Annotated in this window: 2 protein-coding genes; one reads left to right on the top strand and one right to left on the bottom strand. The window is 41.3% G+C overall.

The genetic code is table 11. The features are described from left to right. On the bottom strand, nt 1-297 hold a 297-nt coding region (locus tag A3762_RS04795), incomplete at its 3' end, for an alcohol dehydrogenase catalytic domain-containing protein (RefSeq protein WP_156493238.1). Nucleotides 298-413: 116 nt separating this feature from the next. On the opposite strand from A3762_RS04795, the gene A3762_RS04790 reads away from it, so the two are divergent. Next, nucleotides 414-989, top strand: coding sequence for a TetR/AcrR family transcriptional regulator (locus A3762_RS04790; protein ID WP_197469026.1), 576 nt, complete (start codon nt 414-416; stop codon nt 987-989). The last annotated feature ends 114 nt before the right edge of the window (nt 990-1,103 follow it).

Raw genomic sequence — 1,103 nt, 5'->3', positions numbered from 1 at the left:
TTCCTGATGTGCCTTTACGCCCTTCATCAAGTTCACGTAGCCAAACACCTTATTACCTTGTTTGAACTTACCACATCCCTCTACCACGATACCTGAAAACTCAATACCCGTTTTCACCGGATAATTGCTGCCCAATATCTTAAGTAAAAAGTCATACTTCCCCTGAATATTTTCGGCATCCAATTGATTGACGGAAGCGCAGACGACCTTAACCAGGAGCTCATTGCCTTTTGTTTTTGGCAATCTCAAACCCTCTTGAAGGCTGATACTTTTATTCTCCACAACAAGCGCTTTCATCTGTTCTCCTTTATATTCAATCAAAGAACTAGGTCATACGACCTAGTTCTGGAAAATATAGGTCGAACGACCTAAAATATCAACAATTGATTTAAAGAACTAACCGGATTCTAAAAGTGAAGCTAAACGCAAAAACTGAGAAAATAATTGATGTAGCATTGGAGATGCTTAAAAACCAAGGCAGCTTCGGAGTGACCATGCGCCAAGTGGCAAGTCATGCCGACATGTCACTCAGTAATGTTCAGTATTACTTCAAGAATAGAGACGAACTGTTAAAGGCCATGGCAGACCGATACTTTGAACAATGCTTAGATGAACTCAGAAGCATCAACACTTTAAAAGATCGGAATAGCCTAGAGGAAAAACTTTCACCTTTGATCAGCGCATTTCTAAGCCAGGGCGTCCATCTCTCTGACATGTGTAGAATCTTCAGAGAATACTGGGCAATCTCTAGTCGCAATGACGCCATCAAAAAATATATACTTGAGTACTACAAAGAAATGGCCAGTATTCTCATGGCCAAATTACTCCCCGTAGCACACAGTGAAAAAAGTGCTGCCGAAACGGTTTCATTAATTATTCCTTACATTGAAGGGTATTCAATTACTGGGATGGCTATGCCAGAAGGAATTGAGCGGATGACAGAACTAATGGTTGTGTTTTGTGTTGGAGTGATAGATGGAGAGTCATGAAGGCCAGTATTATATACACCGTGAGAAGAATCAGGTTTGTTCAGCAATAACCATATCGCTAACGTCACCTAACCTCTTGAAGCGGGTATAGTGATCGGTGCGACACTTAGGTCG

The organism is Oleiphilus sp. HI0125 (assembly GCF_001635355.1).
Note: the sequence above shows the minus strand (reverse complement) of the source record. Positions and strands in the feature narration are given on the sequence as shown.